Source organism: Bradyrhizobium sp. USDA 4532, assembly GCF_024171315.1.
GTDB lineage: Bacteria > Pseudomonadota > Alphaproteobacteria > Rhizobiales > Xanthobacteraceae > Bradyrhizobium > Bradyrhizobium australafricanum.
Genome location: NZ_JALJZN010000001.1, coordinates 2314032 through 2337832, shown reverse-complemented (window position 1 = coordinate 2337832; position 23801 = coordinate 2314032). Strand labels below are relative to the sequence as shown.

23 protein-coding genes and 1 pseudogene are annotated in these 23801 nt (G+C 64.4%); 11 read left to right on the top strand and 13 right to left on the bottom strand.

The genetic code is table 11. The annotated features are described in order from the left end of the window. Positions 1 to 354: 354 nt before the first annotated feature. Positions 355 to 606: pseudogene (locus tag J2R76_RS11330) on the top strand (conjugal transfer protein TraG); the annotation flags it as partial. Between the two features lie 10 nt (positions 607 to 616). Here J2R76_RS11330 and J2R76_RS11325 read toward each other — a convergent pair. Next, positions 617 to 877: a hypothetical protein gene (locus J2R76_RS11325; RefSeq protein ID WP_233475717.1), complete on the bottom strand. Its 261-nt coding sequence runs from the start codon at positions 875 to 877 to the stop codon at positions 617 to 619. Positions 878 to 1012: 135 nt separating this feature from the next. Between J2R76_RS11325 and dusA the strand changes: the two genes are divergently transcribed. After that, complete coding sequence (dusA, locus tag J2R76_RS11320) at positions 1013 to 2008, top strand: tRNA dihydrouridine(20/20a) synthase DusA (RefSeq protein ID WP_256520561.1); 996 nt, start codon at positions 1013 to 1015, stop codon at positions 2006 to 2008. A gap of 9 nt (positions 2009 to 2017) precedes the next feature. On the opposite strand, the gene J2R76_RS11315 is transcribed toward dusA, so the two are convergent. From J2R76_RS11315 to J2R76_RS11295, 5 genes are all read right to left on the bottom strand, one after another. After that, complete coding sequence (locus J2R76_RS11315; RefSeq protein WP_076826426.1) at positions 2018 to 2914, bottom strand: LysR family transcriptional regulator; 897 nt, start codon at positions 2912 to 2914, stop codon at positions 2018 to 2020. 202 nt (positions 2915 to 3116) lie between these two features. Beyond that, the gene (locus tag J2R76_RS11310) at positions 3117 to 4295 is read right to left on the bottom strand and encodes a muconate/chloromuconate family cycloisomerase (RefSeq protein ID WP_076826427.1); all 1179 of its coding nucleotides are present in this window, start codon (positions 4293 to 4295) and stop codon (positions 3117 to 3119) included. A 68-nt stretch (positions 4296 to 4363) separates the two neighbouring features. Next, positions 4364 to 5233: an intradiol ring-cleavage dioxygenase gene (locus J2R76_RS11305; protein WP_076826429.1), complete on the bottom strand. Its 870-nt coding sequence runs from the start codon at positions 5231 to 5233 to the stop codon at positions 4364 to 4366. Between the two features lie 72 nt (positions 5234 to 5305). Next, positions 5306 to 5830 carry a flavin reductase family protein gene (locus J2R76_RS11300; RefSeq protein WP_076826430.1) on the bottom strand — a complete coding sequence of 175 codons (525 nt, stop codon included), beginning with the start codon at positions 5828 to 5830 and terminating at the stop codon, positions 5306 to 5308. Beyond that, entirely contained in the window at positions 5827 to 6444 is a 618-nt protein-coding gene (locus J2R76_RS11295; RefSeq protein WP_229191308.1) for an FAD synthetase, read from the bottom strand. Before J2R76_RS11295 ends, J2R76_RS11300 begins: the two co-directional genes overlap by 4 nt. Positions 6445 to 6696: 252 nt before the next feature. Here J2R76_RS11295 and J2R76_RS11290 point away from each other — a divergent pair, with 252 nt between their 5' ends. Next, entirely contained in the window at positions 6697 to 8274 is a 1578-nt protein-coding gene (locus J2R76_RS11290) for a 4-hydroxyphenylacetate 3-hydroxylase N-terminal domain-containing protein (RefSeq protein ID WP_076826432.1), read from the top strand. 88 nt (positions 8275 to 8362) lie between these two features. Beyond that, positions 8363 to 8653, top strand: a complete 291-nt coding sequence (catC, locus tag J2R76_RS11285; RefSeq protein ID WP_026192617.1) for a muconolactone Delta-isomerase — start codon at positions 8363 to 8365, stop codon at positions 8651 to 8653. Between the two features lie 22 nt (positions 8654 to 8675). Here the strand turns inward: catC and J2R76_RS11280 are convergent, their stop codons facing one another. The 4 genes from J2R76_RS11280 to J2R76_RS11265 form a co-directional block, all read right to left on the bottom strand. After that, positions 8676 to 9266 carry a TIGR02281 family clan AA aspartic protease gene (locus J2R76_RS11280; protein WP_076826434.1) on the bottom strand — a complete coding sequence of 197 codons (591 nt, stop codon included), beginning with the start codon at positions 9264 to 9266 and terminating at the stop codon, positions 8676 to 8678. 25 nt (positions 9267 to 9291) lie between these two features. Further along, a complete protein-coding gene (locus J2R76_RS11275; protein WP_028334232.1) occupies positions 9292 to 9495 on the bottom strand; it encodes a DUF1289 domain-containing protein in 204 nt (67 codons plus the stop codon). Between the two features lie 256 nt (positions 9496 to 9751). Then, complete coding sequence (locus J2R76_RS11270; protein ID WP_057017245.1) at positions 9752 to 11359, bottom strand: HAMP domain-containing sensor histidine kinase; 1608 nt, start codon at positions 11357 to 11359, stop codon at positions 9752 to 9754. Positions 11360 to 11654: 295 nt separating this feature from the next. Beyond that, positions 11655 to 12527: an NAD(P)-dependent oxidoreductase gene (locus J2R76_RS11265; protein ID WP_076826435.1), complete on the bottom strand. Its 873-nt coding sequence runs from the start codon at positions 12525 to 12527 to the stop codon at positions 11655 to 11657. A gap of 203 nt (positions 12528 to 12730) precedes the next feature. Between J2R76_RS11265 and J2R76_RS11260 the strand changes: the two genes are divergently transcribed. From J2R76_RS11260 to J2R76_RS11230, 7 genes are all read left to right on the top strand, one after another. After that, complete coding sequence (locus J2R76_RS11260; protein WP_016843272.1) at positions 12731 to 13168, top strand: VOC family protein; 438 nt, start codon at positions 12731 to 12733, stop codon at positions 13166 to 13168. Between the two features lie 57 nt (positions 13169 to 13225). Continuing rightward, positions 13226 to 14356: an Mrp/NBP35 family ATP-binding protein gene (locus J2R76_RS11255; RefSeq protein WP_057017247.1), complete on the top strand. Its 1131-nt coding sequence runs from the start codon at positions 13226 to 13228 to the stop codon at positions 14354 to 14356. A 205-nt stretch (positions 14357 to 14561) separates the two neighbouring features. Beyond that, positions 14562 to 14798 (top strand): hypothetical protein, encoded by a 237-nt coding sequence (locus J2R76_RS11250; RefSeq protein WP_076826437.1) that lies wholly within the window; start codon positions 14562 to 14564, stop codon positions 14796 to 14798. 308 nt (positions 14799 to 15106) lie between these two features. After that, complete coding sequence (locus tag J2R76_RS11245) at positions 15107 to 16195, top strand: TRAP transporter substrate-binding protein (RefSeq protein ID WP_092084399.1); 1089 nt, start codon at positions 15107 to 15109, stop codon at positions 16193 to 16195. Positions 16196 to 16435: 240 nt separating this feature from the next. Next, positions 16436 to 17524, top strand: coding sequence for a TRAP transporter substrate-binding protein (locus J2R76_RS11240; RefSeq protein ID WP_028334238.1), 1089 nt, complete (start codon positions 16436 to 16438; stop codon positions 17522 to 17524). A gap of 389 nt (positions 17525 to 17913) precedes the next feature. Further along, positions 17914 to 18588, top strand: coding sequence for a response regulator transcription factor (locus J2R76_RS11235; RefSeq protein WP_028344544.1), 675 nt, complete (start codon positions 17914 to 17916; stop codon positions 18586 to 18588). 2 nt (positions 18589 to 18590) lie between these two features. Continuing rightward, complete coding sequence (locus tag J2R76_RS11230; protein ID WP_253623955.1) at positions 18591 to 19919, top strand: HAMP domain-containing sensor histidine kinase; 1329 nt, start codon at positions 18591 to 18593, stop codon at positions 19917 to 19919. A 33-nt stretch (positions 19920 to 19952) separates the two neighbouring features. Here the strand turns inward: J2R76_RS11230 and J2R76_RS11225 are convergent, their stop codons facing one another. The 3 genes from J2R76_RS11225 to J2R76_RS11215 all read right to left on the bottom strand — a co-directional run bounded on the left by J2R76_RS11225 (position 19953) and on the right by J2R76_RS11215 (position 23588). Then, positions 19953 to 21233 carry a M20/M25/M40 family metallo-hydrolase gene (locus J2R76_RS11225; protein ID WP_253623954.1) on the bottom strand — a complete coding sequence of 427 codons (1281 nt, stop codon included), beginning with the start codon at positions 21231 to 21233 and terminating at the stop codon, positions 19953 to 19955. 217 nt (positions 21234 to 21450) lie between these two features. Further along, the gene (locus tag J2R76_RS11220) at positions 21451 to 23052 is read right to left on the bottom strand and encodes a TRAP transporter large permease subunit (protein ID WP_057017254.1); all 1602 of its coding nucleotides are present in this window, start codon (positions 23050 to 23052) and stop codon (positions 21451 to 21453) included. Beyond that, positions 23049 to 23588, bottom strand: coding sequence for a TRAP transporter small permease subunit (locus J2R76_RS11215; RefSeq protein WP_028334243.1), 540 nt, complete (start codon positions 23586 to 23588; stop codon positions 23049 to 23051). Before J2R76_RS11215 ends, J2R76_RS11220 begins: the two co-directional genes overlap by 4 nt. Positions 23589 to 23801: the final 213 nt, after the last annotated feature.

Here is a 23801-nt window from a genome sequence, read left to right as displayed (position 1 = left end):
TCGCGCGGCGATAGTGCTTTCGTCACCGTGCGCCCTTTTTCAGGCTGACGGTCGATGCGACCATCGACGTTGAAGGCACAAGCGGCCCTCGTTCGATTCGTTCATTCGCCGGTGTGCGCATGCGCGATCACCAATCCTGGGCAAGGCCGAACCAGTGATCCAGTTTGATCATGCCATTCACCTTCAATTGAGGAGCTTCCTCACCCACGCCGAGACTGCCGCGACAATGATCTTGCTTCGATGGGTTTGATCGAGCCGGATCTCGTTGCCGACGGCGATTTTTATTCAGGTTGAATGCGAGCCGTCATCCCGCTTTTCAGCCGCGCTCGTTGCGAGCGTCGAGTGGGGCGGACAATGTTTCCGGCAAAAATCTACGTCGGTCAGATCACCGTTGTCTTCGGCATCGTCATCGCGTCGACATGGGGAGCGACGCAATGGACGGCGGCGGCGCTCGGATTTCAGGCGCGGCTTGGCGCGCCGTGTTCGCCATTAGCGGCTATCCGGTCTACCTGCCCTGGCGATTGTTCGAATTATGAGCCCGAGATATTTGAGGAGGGCGGGGCTATCGCCGCGGCTGGCGGCATTGCGGGCGCGCTGTTTGCAATCTTGAGCGCCTTCAGTACGGCCGCTTTGGATCGGCGAGGGGGGCGGCCGACTCGCGCATGTCTTGAATGTGCAGATCAATGATGTCGCCGAAGGTCTTCGCTTTTACGGCAGCGCGCGGTTTGGGTGACCCGCTACGATCAATATTGCGCTCCACGTCGAGCGCCCATTCCTCGCCGTCCTTGCGGCGGCGAAAGGTCTCTGCCACATAACGGTTCTTGCGGCGAACTTGGACCCGCCAGTTCCCTGACGGCAACTGAGTGAAGGTGGCCATGGTCGTGTGCTTTTCCCAAACGGTGTGCGATACGTGTGCGTCGAGAGGTCAAAACGGGTACAAACGTGTGCAAATTCAGCAAATTTGGCGGGTACTCGTTCTTGTTACATCCCATTGAGAGCTTAAGGTAAATCATTGGAATCGCAAGACTATCTCTTTTCTGTGGCACCCATGATGGACTGGACCGACCGGCATTGCCGGGTCTTCCATCGGCTGATGTCGCGGCGGGCGCGGCTCTATACGGAGATGCTGACGACCGGCGCCATTATCCACGGCGACCGGGCACGGCTGCTCGGCTTCGATGCCAGCGAGCATCCGGTGGCGTTGCAGCTCGGCGGTTCCGACCCGCGCGATCTGGCGACCGCCGCAGGGATCGGCGAGCAGTTCGGTTACGACGAGATCAATCTCAATGTCGGCTGTCCCTCCGATCGGGTGAAGGATGGCCGCTTCGGCGCCTGCCTGATGGCCGAGCCCGCGCTGGTCGCCGAAGGCGTTGCGGCGATGAAGCGCGCGGTGCGGATTCCAGTCACAGTGAAATGCCGGATCGGCATCGACGACCAGGATCCGGAAGTCGCGCTCGATACGCTGGCGCGCGCCGTGATTGCCGCGGGCGCGGCCGCGCTCGTCGTGCACGCGCGCAAGGCCTGGCTCAACGGATTGTCGCCGAAGGAGAACCGCGACATCCCGCCGCTCGACTACGATCGGGTCTATCGCCTCAAGGCGGCGTTGCCGGATGTGCCAATCATCATCAACGGCGGCATCACGAGCCTCGCCGAAGCGAAGCAGCATCTGGCGCATGTCGATGGCGTGATGCTGGGGCGGGCGGCCTATCAGGAGCCGTGGCGGCTGCTCACCGTCGATTCCGAGCTGTTCGGCGAGACTGCGCCGCACGTGACGATGAAGGACGTGTTCGCGGCGATGCTGCCCTATATCGAGCGGCGGCTTGCCGAAGGCACGCGACTGCATTCGATCACGCGGCATTTCGTCGGCGCCTTCCATGGCGTCCCGGGCGCGCGTGCGTTCCGCAGGCACCTCGCGGAGAACGGCGTTCGGCCGGGGGCTGACATCGATGTGCTGCGCGAGGCGATCGCATGCGTCGACGATCGCACGCCGGCGGCGGTCGCGGCCTGAGGGCGATCGTTATGGCTTGCGCTGACGCCGCGTGACGTCTTGTGCGACCTTCAGGAAATTGAACAGATGCGGCATCCGGTTGTCGCGCCGGTAGTTCAGCGACAGCGCAGTGCCCGGATTGTGTCCCTCATAGGCGCGGTAGGCGACGCCGGGTCGCTCTGCCTCCGAGACCGATTTCGGCACCAGCGCGATGCCGACGCCGACCGACACCAGGCTGATCGCGGTCTGATAGTCCTGGGCCAGCACCTGCGATTTTGGAATGAAGCCTTCTTCGAGGCAGATATTGAGGATGTGGTCGGCGAAGCTCGGGCGCGGCTTGCGCGGGTAGAGGACGAACGTCTCGGCCTTCAGCGCCGCCAGCCGCGGGACCTTTTGCTCGAGCAGGGGCGAAGTGTCAGAGAGCGCGAGGATCAGCGGCTCCTGCAGCAGCGGCTCGGACTTCAGCTCCTCGTCGTCGAGCGAGGGGCGGGCGATGGCGATATCGATCTCGCGCTGGATCACCGCGCGCTTCTGCTCGGCGTTGTTCATCGCCGAAAGCGCGAGCTCGACGTCAGGATAGGCCGAACGAAACGCCTGGATCACGCTTGGCAGCACGCCATAGGTCGCCGATCCGACGAAGGCGACGCGCAGGTGCCCGGAAAAGCCTTCGCCGATCCGCTTGATCTCGCGGTGCGTGCGGTCGAGCCGCTCCAGCACGTCGCGCGCACGTTCCAGAAGAACGCTGCCGGCCTGGGTCAGCCGGATCTGGCTGCGGCTCCGGTCGATCAGCATGACGCCGAGATCGCTCTCGAGTTGCGCAATCTGCCGGCTGAGCGGCGGCTGCGCGATCGCGAGCCGCGATGCGGCACGGCCGAAATGCAGTTCTTCGGCGACGGCGACGAAATAGACCAGCCGCCTGAGATCCATGACATCGTCGCGATCGGGCACGGCTAGCCGAACGCTTGCTCGCGCGCTTCCGCGGAAGCGGCGGAAAAATCCTGCCGGGTTCGATATCGCGTGGTCATGTGCTCACGATCGAGACGACGGTTCCGACGCGAAGACTGGGCGTGGGCCCGTGGATTGTCAATTGTCCGCGGGAACGATTGTCCGCGGGAACGACGCCATCCGGCTAGTCCTTCCGGGCGAAGGCGCGGATCTTGTCCTCGTCGACCTCTACGCCGAGACCGGGGCCATCAGGGACGCAGATCTCGAACTCGTCGAATCTGATCGGGTTGACGACCAGATCCTCCACCAGGATTCGCGGACCGAAATGTTCGGTGCCCCATTCGAGCCTGGGCAGGGTGGCGAAGGCGGCGAGATGAGCCGCCGCGCCGATGCTGCTCTCCAGCAGGCAGCCGCCATAGAGCTCGAGGCCGTGCGCGCTGGCGACCGCCGCGGCGCGCTTCATCTCGAACAGGCCGCCGCTCTTGACGAGCTTCAGCGAGTAGACGCTGCCGCAGCCCATCGCGCCCGCGCGCGCGATTTCCTCCTTGGTGAAAGCCGCTTCGTCCACCAGCAGCGGAATCGAGGTGCGGGCCGCGACACGCGCCATCGCTTCCAGTTGCAGCGCCGACACCGGTTGTTCGATCAGGGCAACATCCAGCTCCTCCAGCGCGGGCATGAAACGGATGCATTCCGCCTCGGTCCAGCCCTGGTTGACATCGACGATCAGGCGCACCTCGTCGCCGAGGCCGGCGCGCAGCGCTTGCAGCCGCTTCAGATCGACCTGCGGCCGGTTGAAGCCGAACTTGATCTTGAACTGGCGGTGTTCGCGGCGTCGCAGCTTCTCTTTCGCTTCTTCCACCTCCTGGCCGCTGTCGCCCGACGCCAGCGCCCAGATCACCTCCATGCGTTCGCGCACCGCGCCGCCGAGCAGCGCGCTGGCGGGCAGGCCCAGCGTCTTGCCGGCGGCGTCAAGCAGAGCGGACTCGATGGCGCCCTTGGCGGCGAAATTGCGGGTGGCGGCCTTGCTCATGCGCAAGGCATTGGCTTCGAAGGCGAGGGCAGGCTGTCCAAGCAGCGCCGGCGCCAGATAATTCGTGACCGCGGCCTTGATCGACTCCACGCTCTCCTCGGCCCAGCGCGGCCCGCCGAGCGTCGAGGCTTCGCCGATGCCCGTCACGCCGTTATCGAGCAGGACGCGCACCAGCACGTAGCCCTGATGGGTGACTTCCGTGTTCGAGAGCTTGTGCCGGCGGCGGGTCGGTGCCTCCACGATGGTCGCGCGGATGCTGCGGATCGCAGTGTCCTTTGCGTGAGCCTGCACGCGCTCCACGGGCTCGGCGATTTCGATCACGGCACGACTCATATGTCCTCGCAGGTCAGTTCAGAGTGAGCCCTGCCAGGCTGATGGGCCTGGCAGGACGTAACGGGGTCTTACTCGGCCGCGACGAGCCGTTCGGCGGCGGCTTTCTTGAGCTTGAAGTCGAAGTTGAGAACCAGATCGGTGTCGGCGCCGGCGGGGGCCTTGGCAAACCTGCCGATCAGGCTCTGCTTCACGGCGAACACCGAGTCGTTGTCGAGATACTTGGTCTCGGAATCGTAGATCTGCGAGATCAGCGATTGATAGCCGTCCTTCGAAAGCATGAAGTGGATGTGGCCCGGACGCCAGGGATGGTGGCCCATATATTTCAGCAGCTCGCCGCCGGCGCCGTCATAGGGGATCGGATAGGGCTCGGGGCGGAGCGCCACGAGGGCATACTCGCCGTTGGCGTCGGTCGTGAAGCGTCCGCGCAGATTGTAGGCCGGCTGTTCCGGATCCTGCAGGTCGTAGAGGCCGTTCGGCGCGTCTTCCCAGACGTCGATCGTGACGCCCTCGATCGGCCGCCCCGCGGTGTCGCTGATGCGCCCTGAGACCTTGACGGTCTGCGCGTTGTCGAACGTCTTCTTGATGATGGAGGCGCCCTTGGGCAGCACCGGCGGGTTTTCCCGGTAGAACGGTCCGAGCACGGTCGACTCGCTCTCGCCGTCGGTGACCCGGTGGTCGAGCATGTCGACCAGCACCTCGACGCCGAGGATGTCGGCGATCAGGATGAACTCGTTGCGCTTCTCGTCCGAGATGTCGCCGGCACGGCGCAGGAATTCGCATGCGGCGAACCACTCGGCGAAGGTCAGGTCCACCTCCTTGCAGAAGTCGTGCATGTGGCGGATCAGGCTCGTCATGATCTGCCGGTTGCGATCCGGAATGTCCTTGGAGAGCGCGGCGATCACGTGGTCGGTGATGGTGTCCTTGTTGACGTTCAGCATGGTCGTTCCTCCTTTTCTTGCAGTTTGCTCAAACTTGCATCCCCGTTTTTTCGGGAATATCGGTTGCTGGTCTCACCAGACAAATTCGTAAGCGGCATTCTCCAGCGTCGCGGGCGCGGGGTGCGGATCGGCAAGGCCGCCGAAGCGGCCGCGGAAGAACAGCAGCGGCTTCTTGCTGGGCTCCAGCGACATCTCGCGGACGTGGCCGAGGAAGATCGTGTGGTCTCCAGCGACGATCTCATCGGCGAGATCGGTCACGAAGTATGCCGCCGCGTTGGCGATCACAGGCAGGTCGTTGCGGCGTTCGAAGACGTTGCAGAGGTCGAGCCTTGGCTTGCCGGCGAAATGCCAGGCGAAATCCTCCATGCCCTCGGCGAGGATGCTGACCGCAAAGCGGCCGGTGTTCTGAATGTTGCACAGCATCTTCGCGCTCTTCGCGATCGAGATCGCGACCAGCGGCGGATCGAGCGAGACCGACATGAAGGCGTTGGCCGTCATGCCGTGATCGCGGCCCTGGCAATGCGTGGTGATGATGGTGACGCCGGTGCCGAACTGGCCACAGGCGTTGCGCAACTCTCGCGGATCGATGGCGGTCATTGGCTTGCGACCTCGAGTTGGGCCAAACCGGATCGGTTGGCCGGTGGCGCGGTCACGATATCTCGCCAGTTTTCCAGCGTCGCTGCGGCGGCGGCAAGGCCGGATCGTCGCAAGGCGCGAATCCGGCTGCTGGAGACGATCTCGCCATTGCCGCAGCGCACCGGCGGAAGGATGCGGGTGTTGAAGTGCTGCCGCAGCAGCAGCGCGCTGCCGCCCTTGCAGGACCCGAAGCGGAAATCCTCGCCGACGATGACTTGGCGTGGTCGCAGAGGCTGCAATTCGGCGAGGAAATCGAGCGCGGTGCGCCGGACGTAGATCTGGTTGAAATCGGCGACGACGACGTGGTCGGGCGCGAATGTTGCGATGCGCTCGAGCTTTTCGCGAAGCGAAATCAGCGGCTCGGCCTGGCCGAAATACACTTTTGGCGGCGGATCGAAGGTGTAGACCACGGCTGCAATGCCGCGGCGCCGCGCTGCCGCGATGGTCTGCCGCAGCAGTTCCTGATGGCCGCGGTGGACGCCGTCAAATGCGCCGATGGTCACGACGCAGGCGTCGAGGGCCAATTCCCCATCGCGATGGAAAGCGACAGCGCTGCTGTCAAAACCCCTGCCCATGGTTCGCTCCCTTGCCGTGCTGCATTAGCTGCGGCGTTGCGCCGGCCGAACGATTGTTGCCATCCGGTCCGTGCCATCGAGTCATAGCCCGAGCCGGGCCGGTCAGCGCGGTATGGTGTGATACCTTTCGCCCGCTTCGGGTGAGCGCGTAGCGTTTCCTCCGATGTCACGCCGTCCAAGAGCGTGACGAGATGGTCTTAAGGCCGGTGTGGCAACGCCGCCGGTCCAACGACACAAGCGGAGGAGAAGCCCATGACTACTGCAGCAGCCCTGCGGGCCGACGTGCCTGCGTCGACCACCAGCGTTTATACCGGCACGGAATTCCTGGACAGCATCCAGGACGGCCGCGAAATCTACATCTACGGCGAGCGCGTCAAGAACGTCACCCAGCATCCAGCCTTCCGCAATTCGGCGCGGATGGTGGCGCGCTGGTACGACCGTTTCCATGAGAAGAAGGATCAGATCGGCGTCCTGACCGACACCGGCTCGGGACAGCTGACCCATCCGTTCTTCCTCGGCTCGAAGACGGCCGACGACCTCGTCAAGGGCCGCGATGCGATTGCCGAATTGCAGAAGGTTGCGTTCGGCTGGATGGGCCGCTCGCCGGACTACAAGGCGTCGTTCCTCGGCACGCTGGGGGCGAATTCAAGCTTCTATGGCGATTACGCCGGCAATGCGAAGAAGTGGTATGCCCGGACCCAGGAGCGTCTGGACTTCTGGAATCATGCCATCGTCAATCCGCCGATCGATCGCGACCGCGCCATCGAGGAGGTGCGCGACGTCTTCATGCATGTCGAGAAGGAGACAGACGCCGGCCTGATCGTTTCGGGCGCGAAGGTGGTCGCGACCGGCTCGGCGCTGACGCACTACAACTTCATCGCCCACTACGGTATTCCGATCAAGGATAAGTCATTCGCGCTGATCTTCACGGCGCCGATGGATGCCAAGGGCATCAAGCTGATTGCCCGCTCGTCCTACGAATTCACGGCGGCGGCGACCGGCTCGCCGTTCGACTATCCGCTGTCCAGCCGCTTCGACGAGAACGACTCGATCCTCGTGTTCGACAAGGTGCTGGTGCCCTGGGAGAACGTCTTCATCTATGGCGATGTCGACAAGATCAACCAGTTCTTCCCGGCCTCGGGTTTCATCCCGCGGTTCACGCTGCACGGCGTGACGCGGCTTGCCGTCAAGCTCGACTTCATCGCCGGCCTGTTCTCGATGGCTGTCGAGGCGACCGGGTCGAAGGATTTTCGCGGCGTGCAGACGGCAGTGGGCGAGGTGATCGCCTGGCGCAATCTGTTCCACGGCATTGCGGACGCCATGGTGAAGTCGCCGATCGCCTGGCAGGGGACCGACGGCTACAATCTGCCGAATCTGAACTACGGGCTGGCCTATCGCGTGTTCGCACCGATGGCCTATCCGCGGATCAAGGAATTGATCGAGCGTCATGTGGCGAGCGGCCTGATCTATCTGCCGTCGAGCTCGGCCGATCTGGAGAGCGAGGCGATCCGGCCCTATCTCGACCGCTTCGTGCGCGGCTCCAACGGCTATGCCGCGATCGACCGGATCAAGCTGCTGAAGCTGCTCTGGGACGCGGTCGGCTCCGAGTTCGGCGGCCGGCATGAGCTCTACGAGCGCAACTATGCGGGCAATTACGAGAACCTGCGCGTCGAGACGCTGATGGCCGCGAGCGCCACCGGCGACCTCGGCGCCATGCAGGATTTCGTCCGCAATTGCATGAGCGACTACGACGTCTCCGGTTGGACGGCGAAGGACCTCGTCAACCCCGACGACATCAACCTCGTCAGCCGCGGTCTGGTGCAGGGCTGACGATTTGTTAGACGGATCAATGGAGCTGCCACAAGTTGCGTGGCGGCTCCACGCTGTTCCATCTTGTCGCAGAAGGGGTTCACTTGTCATGCTGTTCCACGTCGAAATGGATGTGCGGATTCCGCACGATCTCCCGGTCGAGAAGGTCGACGCGCTGAAGGCGGCTGAACGCGTCCGTGCCATGGAGCTGCAGCGTACCGGGGCCTGGCGCCATCTGTGGCGGGTGGCGGGGCGCTACGCCAATGTCAGCATCTTCGACGTGTCCGGCGCGCAGGAATTGCACGACATCCTGTCCAGCCTGCCGCTGTTTCCGTTCATGGAGATCCAGGTCACGCCGCTGTGCCGGCACCCGTCGTCGATCCACGACGACGACCGGTAGTGGTGGAGTAGGCGCCGTCGCGCTAGTCGACGGCCGTGCGCGCGCGCCGGTGGCGGCTTGAGGTGTTGATACTGCCGGTGACGTCGGGGTAGCCGGTCAGGCTCAGCGTGTCGGCGCGAACGCCCCAGCTCTCGAGCCGGTCGAGGAAGCTCATGCCGAGCAGGTTGGTCTTCATCTGCCCGCGCTGCACCACCAGCGCCGGCACCGATTTCTCGACCAGCTTGCCGACCGCGAGCCGGTCGAGCGTCAGCCGCGCCGCCTTGGTGTGACCGCCGGCGGTCTCGAGGTCGACATTGTATTCGAGCATATCGATCGGCAGCCCGATCGCTTTCGCGGTTTCCCAGGTCAGCACGACCGAGGTCGCGCCGGTGTCGATCACCATCGGGGCGCTGACGCCGTTGATCTTGGCGCGGAACGCGAACTCGCCACCCTGGCCGCGCGCGATCTGCACGGCGGGGGCGGAGCTGGAGGTCGAGGCTGAGGCGGTGATGCTGCGGCCGAAGATCTGGGTCAGATTCTCCCTGGCGCGGGCGATCTGCTCGGGGTCGCCATAGGCAACGACGGCGCCGGCGGTTGCCATCAGCAGCACGATGACGAGGAGGATACGGGTCACGGCGCCACTCCCGCCGCAACGCCGATCACGCGCGCTTCGGACGCGGCTCCATGCGCTCGAGCCCAGCCTCGGCCATGCGCGCCGGCAACGTCGCCATCACCGATAGCCGCTCCGCGCGGTCCATCTTGTGCCAGCGCGCGATCTCCGGAAGCGTGCGGCCACAGCCGAAGCAGAGCTTCGTCCTGGGGTCCATCATGCAGACTGCGATACACGGCGTCTCTGAGCTCATTGTTCAAGTGTTGAACGGTTTCGGCGGCCGGTGCAAGCCGGTTGACATGGGATGCTGCATCACGCCTCGGCATTTTGTCGCGAGCATGGTCCTGGCGCGAACGCCTTGGGTTTGTTGCCAAAGCGTTTTCGAGCGAAGTGGATACCGGTTCGCGTAGAGAGAGCGCGTCAGAACCAAGATCTGGAGCCCCGTTCCGAATCGATCGGAACGGAAAGGGCTCTATCGATAACTGCGTCACGATCTTCCGCGACATGCTCTACAATCCGGTGCCGGCACTCATGATCGACTTGCGGCGCACGCGCTTCCGGTCGGCGCCCATCGCGGGCTCGACGGGCTCCGGCGGCTGCATCGGCGGCGCTTCTTCCGCCATCGGCGCCAGCGCGCTCATCACCCGTTCCGGCGGCAAGGTGACGATCACCTCGGTGCCGATGCGCAGCTTCGACTTCAGCGTGAAGGTGCCGCCATGCATGTCGATCAGGCTTTTCGCGATCGGCAGGCCAAGGCCCGCGCCCTGTTCCGCCGACTTGATCGAGTTGGAGCCCTGGCCGAAGGAGGCCAGCACGACCGGGATCTCGTCCTCGGCGATGCCACTTCCGGTGTCCTTGACGCTCAGATATTGCCCGCCCGACGCGGTCCAGCCGACCTTCAGCCAGATTTCGCCGCCCTGCGGGGTGAACTTGATCGAGTTGGAGAGCAGGTTGAGCACGACCTGGCGGATGGCGCGCTCGTCGCCCCAGATCCTCGGCATGCCGTGCTCGAACACCTCGTGGATGGTGATGCCGCGGCTGGAGGCGCGCAGCTTCAGGAGATGGTGGCAATCGGCGACGACATGCACCAGCGCCACGGCCTCCTCGTTCAGCTCGTAGCGGCCGGCTTCGATGCGCGACAGGTCGAGGATCTCGTTGATGAGATTGAGCAGATGCACGCCGGAATTATGGATGTCGGCGGAATATTCCTTGTAGACCGGCACGGTGTGCGCGCCGAAAATCTCGCTCTTCATCACCTCGGAGAAGCCGAGGATCGCATTGAGCGGCGTGCGCAGTTCGTGGCTCATCTGGGCGAGGAAGCGCGACTTGGCGACGTTGGCGGACTCGGCGCGGTGCCGCGCCTCGTCCGAGATCGCCTTGGCCTGTTCCAACTCGCCGATCAGCGCATCCTTTTCGGCGCGGGCCTCCAGCGTCGCCAGCGTGGTCGAATGCAGGCGGTGCGCGAGCAAGGCGAAATAGCCTTCGGCCGCAAGCGCCAGCAGCGCCAGCACGTAATTGTCGAACGCGCCATTGAGCACGAGGTCGAGCGCGATCCCGACCGTCACCGGAACCGTTGCCGCGAGGGCCGCGATCGGCAGGCTCGCGGCCAGCATGCTGGAGACCGCGATCACCAGCAGCATCAAAAACATCATCAGCGTGTTGGAGGCGAGATCGCGCCCGGCGGGGTGGATCAGGATCGCGGTCCAGCACAGGCCGTAGAGCAGGTCGAGCAGCACGAAGCGGGTCCGCCATTTGCGGGTGACCGCGACCGAGGTTGGTTCGGCGAGGAAGCGGGAACAACTGCGGATGATCGCGAGATGGACGCAGAGGATGCCGACTGTCCAGGCGCCGGCCACGATCGGCTTCATCCAGAGGCCAAACAGCACGCCGGTTGCCACCACGAGCAGCATCACGACGTAGGACGCCGAGATCCGGGTCTGGGCGTATTGACGGAGCAGTTCGGCGTCGAACGCCGGGCGGGTTCCACTGGTTGACGTTAACCGATCCCGCGCCTCGCGCACCCGCTGCGCGGCGACGCGCCGGCTGTTCACCGGCACCGTCACCTGAGGTCCTGCCGGAAGCGCTACAACTTCAGGCTTTTCTGCGGGATTACTCATCAACAACACAAATCCTGCCCACGAACCGCGCGGGCTTTTTGCATTGTCTATCTGTGACGCTAAATCATTAAGCGTTGCCTTAAAGAGCTAAGGAAAAGCGTAAACGGGGAGTTAAATTAACTTTTGCGCGGGGGTCCCGCTGTTGTGCGATGGCGGGCGCACACGCGCACGCCGGGTCTGACAATTCCATGTTGTCATGGCCGGGCTTGTCCCGGCCATCCACGTCTTGCTTTTCGTGGATCCAAAGACGTGGATGCCCGGGACAAGCCCGGGCATGACGAAATGGTGGGAAGTGTTACCGCTGCAGCCGCGCCAGCAGGCTCGACGTGTCCCAACGCTTGCCGCCCATCTTCTCGACCTCGGCATAGAACTGGTCGACCAGCGCGGTGGCGGGCAGGGTGGCGCCGTTGCGGCGGGCCTCCGCCAGCGCAATCGAGAGGTCCTTGCGCATCCACTCGACCGCGAAGCCGAAATCGTACTTGCCCTCGTTCATGGTCTTGTAGCGGTTCTCCATCTGCCAGGACTGCGCCGCGCCCTTGGAGATGGTCTCGATCACGGCGGCGACGTCGAGGCCGCTCTTCTTGGCAAAGTGGATGCCCTCCGACAGGCCCTGAACCAGACCGGCGATGCAGATCTGGTTGACCATCTTGGTGAGCTGGCCGGCGCCCGCCGGCCCGAGCAATTTGCACATCCGCGCGTAAGCGCCGGTGATGATCGGCTCGGCGCCCGCATAGGCGTCTTCGCTGCCGCCGCACATCACAGTCAGCACGCCGTTCTCGGCGCCGGCCTGGCCGCCCGACACCGGCGCGTCGACGAATTTGAAGCCGGCCTTGGTCGCGGCGGCATCGAGCTCGCGGGCGACCTCGGCGGAGGCGGTGGTGTGATCGACGAAGGTCGCGCCCTTCCTGATCCCGGCGAAGGCGCCGTCGGGGCCGATCGTGACCGCGCGCAGGTCGTTGTCGTTGCCGACGCAGCACATCACGAAATCCTGGCCTTCGGCGGCGGCCTTCGGGGTCGGCGCCGTCTTGCCGCCGAACTTGTCGGCCCATTCCTTCGCCTTCGCCGCGGTCCGGTTGTACACGGTGACCTCATGGCCGCCTTTTTTCACGAGGTGTCCCGCCATCGGGAAACCCATCACGCCGAGACCGAGGAAAGCGACTTTAGCCATATCTGTTACCTTGTGATTTGCCGTGGTGATCGCCCCTTGAGACCGCCGGAAAACGTCGCGGCGGGCAGGGCATTCCGTCCATGGAAGGAGCCGCACCATACCCCCTGTGCAGCGGAGGGCAACGGCCTTGGTGGGATGGCAGAAGGCGGTTTTGTGCTAGGATTGGGCCACCAACGAACTTCACAAAAAAGGGAGTGTATCGCATGGGCATGAGCGTCGGTGTGCTCGATCATTTCAATATCCGGACCCGGAATCTCTCCGCCACGGTGCGGTTCTATGAGGACATCCTGGGCCTGGAAAAGGGCGCGCGGCCGAACTTCGCGTTCCCCGGTGCGTGGATGTACAGCGAGGGCAAGGCGGTCGTGCATCTGGTCGATATTTCGGCGACCGACGAGGCACAAAAGCCTGACTCGGGCGTCGTCCATCACGTCGCCTTTGCCAGCCAGGGCTTCGATGGGATGCGGCAGCGGCTTCAGTCCAAGGGCATGGAATTCGACTCGCGCCAGGTTCCCGGCGGCGATCTCTGGCAGATCTTCGTCAACGACCCCAACGGGGTCATGATCGAGCTGAACTACGAGGCCGCCAAGGAAGGCGGCTCCGCCGCGCCGGCCGAGCGGCGGGACGACGTCGGAGCGAGGTAGCCTTTTGCGCTGCAACGCTCTATGGGTCGGTCTCTTGAACTTTCCAGGAGATGCGCGGTGAGCGTGACGCAGCAACAGGTCCTCGATTGCCTTGCCAAGGTGATGTCGCCACGCGGCACAGCCTTGACCAACGCCAATGTGCTGTCGGCGATCACGGTCACCGACGGCAAGGTGTTCTTCTCGATCAATGTCGACGCCGCGGAGGCCCGCGCCTGGGAGAGCGTGCGTGCGCAGGCCGAGAATGCCGTGCGCGCCATTCCCGGCGTCAGCGTCGCGATGATCGCGCTGACCGCCGAGCGCAAGGCGGGCGCTGCGGCACCGGCGCCGCGGCCGGCCGGCGGCGTCCCGCCGGCGTCCGCCCATCGCCATCCGCATCCGCCCGGCGGGCAATCGCCGATGGCCCGGCAGGCCGAGATCCCCGGCATCTCCGCCGTCATCGCCGTCGCCTCCGGCAAGGGCGGCGTCGGCAAGTCGACCACGGCGCTCAACCTCGCGCTCGGCCTGCGCGACCTCGGCCTGCGCGTCGGGCTGCTCGACGCCGACATCTACGGCCCGTCGGTGCCGCGGCTGACCGGCATCCGCGAGAAGCCGCAGCTCAATGACGACAAGAAGATGGTCCCGCTGCAGCGCTTCGGCCTGTCGATCATGTCGATCGGCTTCCTGGTCGAGGAGGACACCGCGATGATCTGGCGCGGGCCGATGGTGATGTCGGCGATCACCCAGATGCTGCGCGACGTCGCCTGGGGCACGCTCGACGTGCTCGTGGTCGACATGCCGCCCGGCACCGGCGATGCCCAGCTCACGCTGGCGCAGAACGTTCCGCTCAAGGGCGCCGTCATCGTCTCGACCCCGCAGGACCTCTCGCTGATCGACGCCCGGCGCGGGCTTGCGATGTTCAAGAAGGTCAGCGTGCCGGTGCTCGGCATCGTCGAGAACATGAGCTATTTCCAGTGCCCGCATTGCGGCACCCGCTCGGATATCTTCGGCCATGGCGGCGCCCGCCACGAAGCCGAGAAGCTGGGGGTGCCGTTCCTCGGCGAGATTCCCCTGCACATCGCGATCCGCACCGCCTCCGATGCCGGCAACCCGGTGGTCGAGAGCGAACCGGACGGCCCGCACGCGGCGATCTACCGCGCGATCGGCGGCAAGGTCCGTGAGCAGCTGCAAGGCGTCATCGCGGCTGCCTGAGCCTGCGCTGCTGGGCCGATTGGTCGCGAAGCGTCGGGAGCCCGGCGGGCTTTCTTCACAGGCCCGTGGCGTTTGGACGATTGCTGAATCGGTTCCGGCCTGTATGTTTATGCAGGAGTGGCCGAATCGTACCACCCTTCGATCAGCGGAAGGCGGCCACGGGTGAAACCAAACTGCGGGAAGGGGCCGTGAGGCGACCATCGACATGGCAGCATCACGCGAAGCAAACAAACAGCACCGCAAACATCTGACGCGGGAGAAGCGCGCAGAGGCCTCCCGGCTGGCATTCAACATGGCCAAGAAATCCGACTCGATCGGCGAGGCCGCCGAGGTGATCGCCAAGACGTATGGTGTCAGCAAGACAACCGCGCAAAGCTGGATCCGGCGCGGGCGGTATTTGGCTGATCAAGCCAAGAAGGCGCGGGCGACGACGCGGCGCTGATAGCTCCGGTAACCCGACGGTTGAGAGCGGGCCGGACGGTCCGCACGCGGCGATTTACCGCGCGGTCGGCGGCAGCTCCGCGGCCACCTGCCAGGCGTCATCGTCGCTGCCTGAAGGCGCATTTTCCGGCTGATTTCCAGCCTCATCAGACTTTCGTTTAATTGGCGCGGTCATGCCATTGTCGCGTTTCCGTGACGCCGCCTTCCGTGTTAAAGGGCCGACCCAGAGCGCCTCGGCAAGCCTTTCACGCGGCTGCCGGAGAACTGCTTGCGGTCACTGGGAAACGCCCCTGAAGGAGAAGTCTTACGATGAAGCGTCGTGATTTTTTGAAAGTTTCTGCGGCCGGTGCTGCCGCGACGGCGGTTGCCGCGCCGGCGATCGCGCAGTCCTCGCCTGAAATCAAGTGGCGCCTGACCTCGAGCTTCCCGAAGTCGCTGGACACCATCTATGGCGGTGCCGTCGAGCTGTCGAAGTACGTCGCCGAAATGACCGACAACAAGTTCCAGATCCAGGTGTTCGCGGCGGGCGAAGTCGTCCCCGGCCTGCAGGCGCTGGACGCGACCTCCAACGGCACTGTCGAGATGTCGCACACCGTCGCCTACTACTATGTCGGCAAGGACCCGACCTTCGCGATCTACGCGTCGGTGCCGTTCGGTCTCAATGCCCGCATGCAGAACTCCTGGTGGTATCAGGGCGGTGGCCAGGAGCTCGGCAACGAGTTCTTCAAGAAGTTCGGCGTGATCGGTTTCCCGACCGGCAACACCGGCACCCAGATGGGCGGCTGGTTCCGCAAGGAGATCAAGACCGTCGCCGACATGTCGGGCCTGAAGATGCGCATCGGCGGCATTGCCGGCCAGGTGCTGCAGAAGGTCGGCGTGGTGCCGCAGCAGCTCGCCGGCGGCGACATCTATCCGGCGCTCGAAAAGGGCACCATCGACGCGGCCGAGTGGGTCGGTCCCTATGACGACGAGAAACTCGGCTTCCAGAAGGTCGCCAAGTACTACTACTATCCGGGCTTCTGGGAAGGCGGTCCGACCGTGCACTCCTTCGTCAACCTGGAGAAGTGGAACGCGCTGCCGAAGAACTACCAGGCGATCCTGGCCAACGGCGCCGCCAACGCCAACAGCTGGATGGCCGCGCGCTACGACATGCAGAACCCCTCCGCGCTGAAGCGGCTGGTTGCCGGCGGCACGCAGCTGCGTCCGTTCACCAACGAGGTGCTCGAGGCCTGCCTCAAGGCGACCAACGAGCTGTGGGGTGAAATCTCGGCCAAGAATGCCGACTTCAAGAAGTCGATCGAGGCCATGCAGGCGTACCGCTCCGACCAGTATCTGTGGTGGCAGGTCGCCGAATACACCTTCGACAGCTTCATGATCCGCTCGCGCACCCGCGGCTGATCGGCGTCTAGCCTTTTGGACGAGCGTTCGCGCGACGCGAACGCATTGCCCGGCCTCCGCAAGGAGGCCGGGTTTTTTGCGTCTGGCATTCGTGAAGGGGATGCTCCATGCTCGCATCCGAAGCCTCGGCACGAAGGCGGCGTGTGATCGGTCACCGGTCATGACGGCAAAAAGAAAAGCGGCGCGACGATCGAAAGCAGTCGACGCTCGGACAACACAATCGAACAGGGCAGGATTCAAATGAAGCGAAGAGATTTCATCAAGGTCACGGGTCTGGGCGTCGCCGGCGCCGCCACGGTCGCAGCTCCCGCGATCGCGCAGTCGATGCCGGAGCTCAAGTGGCGCTTGACGACGAGCTGGCCGAAGTCGCTCGACACGCTGCACGGCGGCGCCGAGCTGATGGCGAAGGCGGTCGGTGAAGCCACCGACAACAAATTCCAGATCCAGACCTTTGCCGCGGGCGAGATCGTGCCGGGCCTGCAGGTGCTCGACGCCGTGCAGAACGGCACCGTCGAGATGGGGCACACCGCGCCCTATTATTATTTCGGCAAGGACCCGACCTTCACCTTCGGCTCGGCGGTGCCGTTCGGGCCCAACATGCGCCTCAACCAGGCCTGGTTCATGCTGGGCGGCGGCAAGGACCTGCTCAACGAGTTCTACAAGAGCTACAACGTCACCTCGCTGCTCGCCGGCAACACCGGCTGCCAGATGGGTGGCTGGTTCCGCAAGGAGATCAACAGCGTCGACGATCTCAAGGGCCTCAAATTCCGCATCGGCGGCTTTGCCGGCAAGGTGATGCAGAAGCTCGGCGCGGTGCCGCAGCAACTCGCCGGCGGCGACATCTATCCGGCGCTGGAGAAGGGCACGATCGATGCGGCCGAGTGGGTCGGTCCCTACGACGACGAGAAGCTCGGCTTCTACAAGGTCGCGCCGAACTACTACTTCCCCGGCTGGTGGGAAGGCGGCCCCATGCTGGTGGCGATGATCAATCTCGACAAGTGGAACGCGCTGCCGAAGCATTATCAGTTCGTGCTCGAGCAGGCCGGCCATCTCGCCAACAACTGGATGATGGCGCGCTACGACCAGGCCAATCCGATCGCGCTGAAGAAGCTGCTCGCGGTCGGCACCAAGCTGCGTCCGTTCCCGCCTGCGGTGATGGAAGCTTCCTTCAAGGCCGCCAAGGAGCTGCATGCCGAGGTTTCCGCGACCAATGCCAACTTCAAGAAGGTCTATGACTCGCTGACCTCGTTCTCCAACAACGGCTATCAATGGTTCCAGGTCGCCGAGGTCGGCTACGACAATTTCATGGCGCGCCACTCGCAGGCGTGATTGCTGCGAGCTGGACAGGAAATCAGCCTCGGAGCGAAAGCGCCGGGGCTTTTTCCATGCCGCGATCACGGCCGCGGCGCGCCGCGGCTTGCGAACACGCATGACCGCCGGTCGCTGGCCGTAGCGGCAGCTGCCAGTTCTCGATCTCCGGGCGCGAACGCGCAATCCGTTATGTTATCATGGCTAGCTGACGTCAGCCTTACACGGGCGCAATCAAAGGCGCCTGGCGTAGATTTTGATTGCAGCGGGGAGGCGGTATCTGTTTTCAGGGCAGTAACACGAGCTGGAGCAACATGCGCTTGTGTCGCCATCGAGACGTCACCTTCGCATGCGTCTTGTTTTGACGACAGCAAGCAGAAGATCGATTGAATGAAGTCAGGATTGCTGCGATGCGCCTTCTGATCGTCGAGGACAATGTCGAGCTCTCGCGGCTGCTGGCCAGCGGGCTGATGGCTGCGGGATATGAGTCCGATGTCGTCAACAGCGTTGCCGAGGCGCGCGATGCGCTGCGCAGCGTCAGTTATGCCGCCATGATCCTCGATCTCGGTCTGCCCGACGGCGATGGCTTGTCGGTGCTGTCGGAGCTTCGCCGCAAGACCGATCCGCTGCCGGTCCTGGTGCTGACCGCGCGGGGCGGCCTGCAGGATCGGGTCAGCGGCCTGCGCAGCGGCGCGGACGACTATCTGGCGAAGCCGTTCGCGCTGGAGGAGCTGGTGGCGCGGCTCGAAGCCATCCTGCGCCGACCCGGCCAGCTGCTCGGCTCCTCGCTGAAGCTCGCCAATCTGGTCTACGACACCGAGAGCAAGCAGGTGTTCGTCGACGGCGCTCCGCACGTGTTCTCGGCGCGCGAGACGTCGGTGCTGGAGATCCTGTTGCGACGGCAGGGGCGGGTGGTGCCGAAGAAGAATGTCGAGGACCACATCTTCGGCCTGTCCGGCGAGGTCGCCTCGAACGCGGTCGAGGTCTACGTGTCGCGGCTGCGCAAGCTGCTCACCGAGCACCGCGCCAGGGTCATCATTCATACCATTCGGGGCGTCGGTTATCTGATGGCGGAGGAGAAGTAGGCGTGTTCCGCTTCAAGTCGCTGACGTCGCGGATCGCGTTCCTGCACATCGTGGCGGTCGCGGTCGCGGCGATCTTCCTGCCGCTGCTGCTGCTGTGGCTGTTGAATTCGGAGATCAATCAGCTGCATCGCGAAGCGATGCGCGACCAGGCCGCCGATCTCGGCCAGAACCTCTCGGTCGATGCCGCGGGCAAGGTGCAACTCAACCTGCCGGACAGCCTGAAGGGACTCTATTCCGACGCCTATGGCCGCTACCGCTACGACATCTACGATGCCGACGGTCACCTGCTGTTTTCGTCGCATCGCGAGGCGCCGCGACTGCCGGCGTCCGCCAACCGGATTTCCGGTGCCAGCGTCACCAAGCTGCTCGGCGGCCAGACGCTGCGCATCCTGGTCGCCGAGGACCTGTCGCATCGCGACGTGATCATCGACGACATCGTCTCCAATTTCTTTCGGCGGGTCGGCTGGATCACCATCCCGATCCTTCTGATCCTGCTTGCCACCGACATCCTGATCTTCCGCCGCGCGGTGACACCGCTGTTGCGGGCCTCGGAGGAGGCGAGAAGCATCGGGCCGGCAAGGACCGATATCCGCCTCCCGACGGAGGGGATTCCGAGCGAGATCCTGCCGCTGGTGACCGCCGTCAACCAGGCGTTCGATCGCCTTGAGGAAGGCTTTCACGTGCAGCGCCAGTTCACGGCCGATGCCGCGCATCAGCTGCGCACGCCGCTTGCGATCCTCAGGACCCGGATCGAGACGCTCGATGCGGCCAAGGGGACCAGGGAGCTGCATGCCGACATCGAGAGCATGAGCCGCATCGTCAGCCAGCTGCTCGAGATCGCCGAGCTCGACACGCTGGTGCTGGATCCCGGCGAGACCGCGGATTTGCGCGCGGTGTGCGCCGAGGTGGTCGGCTCGATCGCGCCCTACGCGCTGGCGCAGCGGAAAGATATCGCGTTGCGCGGCACCGACAGTCCGGTGCAGGTCAGGGGCAATGCGGAGATGCTGCAGCGGGCGATCTTCAATCTGGCGGAGAACGCCATCAAGTACACCGCCGAGAGAACCTCGGTCGATGTCGAGGTGCACGACAATGGTTCGGTGCAGGTGCGCGACTGCGGGCCGGGGATTGCGCCCGCCGAGCAGGGGCTGATCTTCCAGCGCTTCTGGCGCAGCGATCGCCAGCGCACCGACGGCGCGGGGCTCGGGCTCTCGATCGTGCGCGGCGTCGTCGACGATCACGATGCGACGGTGAGGGTGGAGAACCTGCCGTCCGGCGGCGCCCAGTTCACGCTGCGCTTCCGCCTCGCCAAGGCGGAGCCGGCGGCGTCCTGAGCCGGCCAGCGAACGTGCCGCGGCCTTGCCGGTCTACTTCACCTTGCCGTCGGACAGATCCATGATCATGCGCGTGATCAAATAGAGGCGCGGCACGATGCTGTTGATCTGCACGTATTCCGCATCGTTGGAGTGCGCGCCGAAGCCCGACAGGCCCATGCCTTCCACCACGGCGCCCTTGGTCTTGAGGGCGGCAAATGCGGCGTCGGTGCCGCCGCCGGTGGCCCGCTCGGCGACGTTCAGCGACAGGCCGAGTTCCTGATAAATCGTCTTGCCGTGGCCGGCCACGCGGTGCGAGGTGTCGCTGGCTTCGAGCGGCGGGCGGCGCACCTCGAACTTCACGTCCACCCTGGAGTCCGGCAGCAGGCGGTTCTTGATCCTGTCCTGCAGGGCTTTCTCGAGCTCGTCGAAATCCGCCACCTTGAGCGCGCGCGCATCGGCCTGGGCGGTGGCTTCGGCGGGGATCACGTTGCGGTTGGTGCCGGACTTGGACACCGTCCAGTTCAGCTTCAGGCCCTGCTCCGGCTTGGACAGGTCCTTCATCTGCAGCACCTGGTGGGACAGCTCATAGAGCGCATTCACGCCGCCTTCGGGCCTGGCGCCGGCATGCGACGACTTGCCGTGCACCGTGAGGTAGGCCGAGCCGATGCCGCTGGTGGCGAGGCGCAGCGTGCCGTCGGTGCCGCCGCCCTCGAACGAGAACACGGCATCCTGTTCCGCGGCGAGGCGGGTGATGGTGCTGCGCCAGCCGGGCGAAGAGATCTCCTCGTCGCCATTGATCAGCACGGTGAGCGTGCCGTAATTTTTGAAGTTCAGCTTCTGCAGCAACGCCGCGGCGTGGAGGATGGTGGCGACGCCCTGCTTGTCATCGGCAATGCCGAGCCCATAGGCCTTGTCGCCATCGATGCGGAAGGGTTGGTCCTTCAGCATGCCCTTGAGATACACCGTATCCATGTGCGCGATCAGCATGATCTTCGCGCTGCCCGTGCCCTTGAAGACGGCCTGCACGGCGGGACCGATCTTCTCCGGCGTGTCGTCGAGGCGGTAGATATCGGTGGTCTGCAGGATATCGACCGTGCCGCCGAGCTGCCTGAGCTGGCCGGCGACGCGCTCGGCGAGCTGGTTCAGGCCCTCGATGTCCTTGCTGCCGGATTCGATCTGCACGAGGTCGCGCAGGGTGTCGAGCAGCGGCTGCTGTTCCTGTTGCGCCAGCGCGCGAATGTCGGCTGCATGCGCTGCGGGCGCGGCAAGCGCCAGACCAAGCGACAGCATCAGCGGGCGAATGAGCGAGCGGGCGGGATGCAATTGGGGCATGGCGGCGATCTGTGAGTTGGAGGACGATCCGTATCCCCGTCTTCACAGGCCTCGCCGGTGCCGTCAACAGCGGCGTGCCTCGCGCCCGCGAGCGTTTTCGAGCGAAGTGGACGCCGGTTCGCGTGAAGAAAACGCGACAAAACGAGAATCCAGGGCTTCGGTTCTGATTTAATCAGAACCGAAATGCTCTGGGCACGCCGAATGCGCTGATGCCGGGCTACTGTTTCGGCTGTCCGAAGTCGAGCGGCGGCAGGTCGATCTGCGGCACCTCGATCTTGACCTTGTTGAGGTCGACATCGAGCGGCTTGTCGAGCAGTCCGGTGACGACGACCGGGAACGCGATCACCAGCGCCACCATGATCGCCTGCAAGCCGATCCACGGCATTGCGCCCCAGTAGATGTCCGAGCTCTTCACTTCCTTGGGCGCCACGCCGCGCAGATAGAACAGCGCGAAGCCGAATGGCGGATGCAGGAACGAGGTCTGCATGTTGACGCAGAGCATCACGCCGAACCAGATCAGCGCGGCGTCGGGGCCGACCACCGGCGCCAGCACCTTCTGCGCGATCGGCGCGACCATCGGCAGGATGATGAAGGCGATCTCGAAGAAGTCGAGGAAGAACGCCAGGAAGAAGATGAACAGGTTGATGAAGATCAGGAAGCCCCAGACGCCGCCGGGCAGCGAGGTCAGATGGTGCTCCAGCCAGGTGCCGCCGGATACGCCGAGGAACACGACCGAGAAGCAGGTCGAGCCGATCAGGATGAAGGTGACCATGCAGGTGATCCGCATGGTGGTCTCGTAGCCCTGCTTGATCAGGTCGCGCAGGTCCGGGATCTTGACGGCCTCGAGGCAGATCCAGACCACCGCGGCGTAGGTGATCGCGAAGGCGAGCTTGAAGAGCAGGTTCTCGCTGTAGAGCATCGCGATGATGGTGCCGATGCCGCCGGCGATCACACCGACCATCAGCACCTTGTTGCCGGTGGCGCTGAAATCCTTGTGGTGGATGGCGGCGAGCACGATGGCGCCGACCGCGCCCATGGCGCCGGCTTCCGTCGGGGTCGCAAGGCCCATCATCATGGTGCCGAGCACGACGAAGATCAGTACCGCCGAGGGGATGATGCCGAGCAGGCACTTCTTCCACAGCGCCCACCCGGTCAGCGTGCGCGCCTCGATCGGCACCGCCGGCACATGGCTCGGCTTGAAGATGCCGAGCAGGAAGGTGTAGCCGGCGAACAGCAGGATCTGGAACACCGATGGGCCCCAGGCGCCGAGATACATGTCGCCGACCGACTTGCCGAGCTGGTCGGCGAGCACGATCAGGACGAGAGAGGGAGGGACAAGTTGCGTGATGGTGCCGGAGGCGGCGAGCACGCCCGTGATGTAGCGGATGTTGTAGCCGTAGCGGATCATCACCGGCATCGAGATCAGCGCCATCGCGATCACCTGCGCCGCCACCGTGCCGGTGATGGCGCCGAGGATGAAGCCGACGATGATCACGGAATAGCCGAGGCCGCCGCGGATCGGGCCGAACAGCTGGCCCATCGAATCCAGCATGTCCTCGGCGAGCCCGCATCTCTCCAATATCGCGCCCATGAAGGTGAAGAAAGGGATCGCCAGCAGCAGCTCGTTGGACAGCACGCTGCCGAAGATGCGGCCCGGGATCGCCTGCAGGAAGTTGAGGTCGAAGAAGCCGAGATAGATCGAGAGGAACCCGAACGACAGGCCGACCGCGGCGAGCGTGAACGCCACCGGATAACCGATCAGCATCGCTACGATCAGGCCGCCGAACATCAGTGGCGGCATCATCTCCAGCGTGATCATTGAGTCGGCCTCTCATACTTCGCGTCGATGGTCACGTAGCCCTGCAGCGCGGCGATCCGCTTGATCACCTCTGAGACGCCTTGCAGCGCAAGCATCACGAAGCCGGACGGGATAACGAACTTGATCGGCCAGCGCAGCAGGCCGCCGGCGTTGCCGCTCATCTCGCCGACTGCATAGGCCTGGTAGAAGAACGGCCATGACAGATAGGCGAGCAGGAGGCAGGCCGGGATCAGGAAGAACAGCGTTCCGATCAGGTCGAGCCAGAGCTGGCCGCGTTCGGACAGCATCAGATACATGATCTCGACGCGGACATGCTCGTTGCGCTTGAAGGTGTAGGAGGCGCCGAACATCACGAGGATCGCGAACATGTACCACTGCGCCTCGAGCCAGCCGTTCGACGAGTAGCTGAACGCGTAGCGGATCATGGCGTTGCCGGCGCTGACCAGGCACGAGATCAGCACCAGCAGGTTGCAGATGTAGCCGATCTTCTCGTTGAGTTGGTCGATGGCCTGACTTAATGCCAACAATGGGCGCATCACGATCTCCACGGTCGCGCCATCCGCGCGCCGAATATCTCTTCAAGCATCATCTGGCCGCCGCGCGCTTGCGCACGGAGCCACGGCTCACTTTCAGGAGCAGTTGCAAACGTTCGTCCTCCCCCGAAATCCGCTTCAGCCGTTCTTGGCTGCCGGGAATCGTCGACAGGAGCCGACGGAGGGCAGCGGCCTATGCTGGCCAGACTAGCGTGA

Excerpts from the sequence above, each read along its gene's own strand:
- J2R76_RS11235 (WP_028344544.1), top strand. The coding sequence starts at position 17,914 with ATGCGCCTTCTGATCGTCGAGGACAATGTCGAGCTCTCGCGGCTGCTG.
- J2R76_RS11315 (WP_076826426.1), bottom strand. The coding sequence starts at position 2,914 with ATGGATCTCAGGCGGCTGGTCTATTTCGTCGCCGTCGCCGAAGAACTG.
- J2R76_RS11275 (WP_028334232.1), bottom strand. The coding sequence starts at position 9,495 with ATGAGCTCAGAGACGCCGTGTATCGCAGTCTGCATGATGGACCCCAGG.
- J2R76_RS11215 (WP_028334243.1), bottom strand. The coding sequence starts at position 23,588 with ATGCGCCCATTGTTGGCATTAAGTCAGGCCATCGACCAACTCAACGAG.
- catC (WP_026192617.1), top strand. The coding sequence starts at position 8,363 with ATGCTGTTCCACGTCGAAATGGATGTGCGGATTCCGCACGATCTCCCG.
- J2R76_RS11305 (WP_076826429.1), bottom strand. The coding sequence starts at position 5,233 with ATGCTGAACGTCAACAAGGACACCATCACCGACCACGTGATCGCCGCG.
- J2R76_RS11250 (WP_076826437.1), top strand. The coding sequence starts at position 14,562 with ATGGCAGCATCACGCGAAGCAAACAAACAGCACCGCAAACATCTGACG.
- J2R76_RS11265 (WP_076826435.1), bottom strand. The coding sequence starts at position 12,527 with ATGGCTAAAGTCGCTTTCCTCGGTCTCGGCGTGATGGGTTTCCCGATG.
- J2R76_RS11270 (WP_057017245.1), bottom strand. The coding sequence starts at position 11,359 with ATGAGTAATCCCGCAGAAAAGCCTGAAGTTGTAGCGCTTCCGGCAGGA.
- J2R76_RS11325 (WP_233475717.1), bottom strand. The coding sequence starts at position 877 with ATGGCCACCTTCACTCAGTTGCCGTCAGGGAACTGGCGGGTCCAAGTT.
- J2R76_RS11240 (WP_028334238.1), top strand. The coding sequence starts at position 16,436 with ATGAAGCGAAGAGATTTCATCAAGGTCACGGGTCTGGGCGTCGCCGGC.
- J2R76_RS11300 (WP_076826430.1), bottom strand. The coding sequence starts at position 5,830 with ATGACCGCCATCGATCCGCGAGAGTTGCGCAACGCCTGTGGCCAGTTC.
- J2R76_RS11225 (WP_253623954.1), bottom strand. The coding sequence starts at position 21,233 with ATGCCCCAATTGCATCCCGCCCGCTCGCTCATTCGCCCGCTGATGCTG.
- J2R76_RS11295 (WP_229191308.1), bottom strand. The coding sequence starts at position 6,444 with ATGGGCAGGGGTTTTGACAGCAGCGCTGTCGCTTTCCATCGCGATGGG.
- J2R76_RS11260 (WP_016843272.1), top strand. The coding sequence starts at position 12,731 with ATGGGCATGAGCGTCGGTGTGCTCGATCATTTCAATATCCGGACCCGG.
- J2R76_RS11290 (WP_076826432.1), top strand. The coding sequence starts at position 6,697 with ATGACTACTGCAGCAGCCCTGCGGGCCGACGTGCCTGCGTCGACCACC.
- J2R76_RS11245 (WP_092084399.1), top strand. The coding sequence starts at position 15,107 with ATGAAGCGTCGTGATTTTTTGAAAGTTTCTGCGGCCGGTGCTGCCGCG.
- J2R76_RS11220 (WP_057017254.1), bottom strand. The coding sequence starts at position 23,052 with ATGATCACGCTGGAGATGATGCCGCCACTGATGTTCGGCGGCCTGATC.
- J2R76_RS11310 (WP_076826427.1), bottom strand. The coding sequence starts at position 4,295 with ATGAGTCGTGCCGTGATCGAAATCGCCGAGCCCGTGGAGCGCGTGCAG.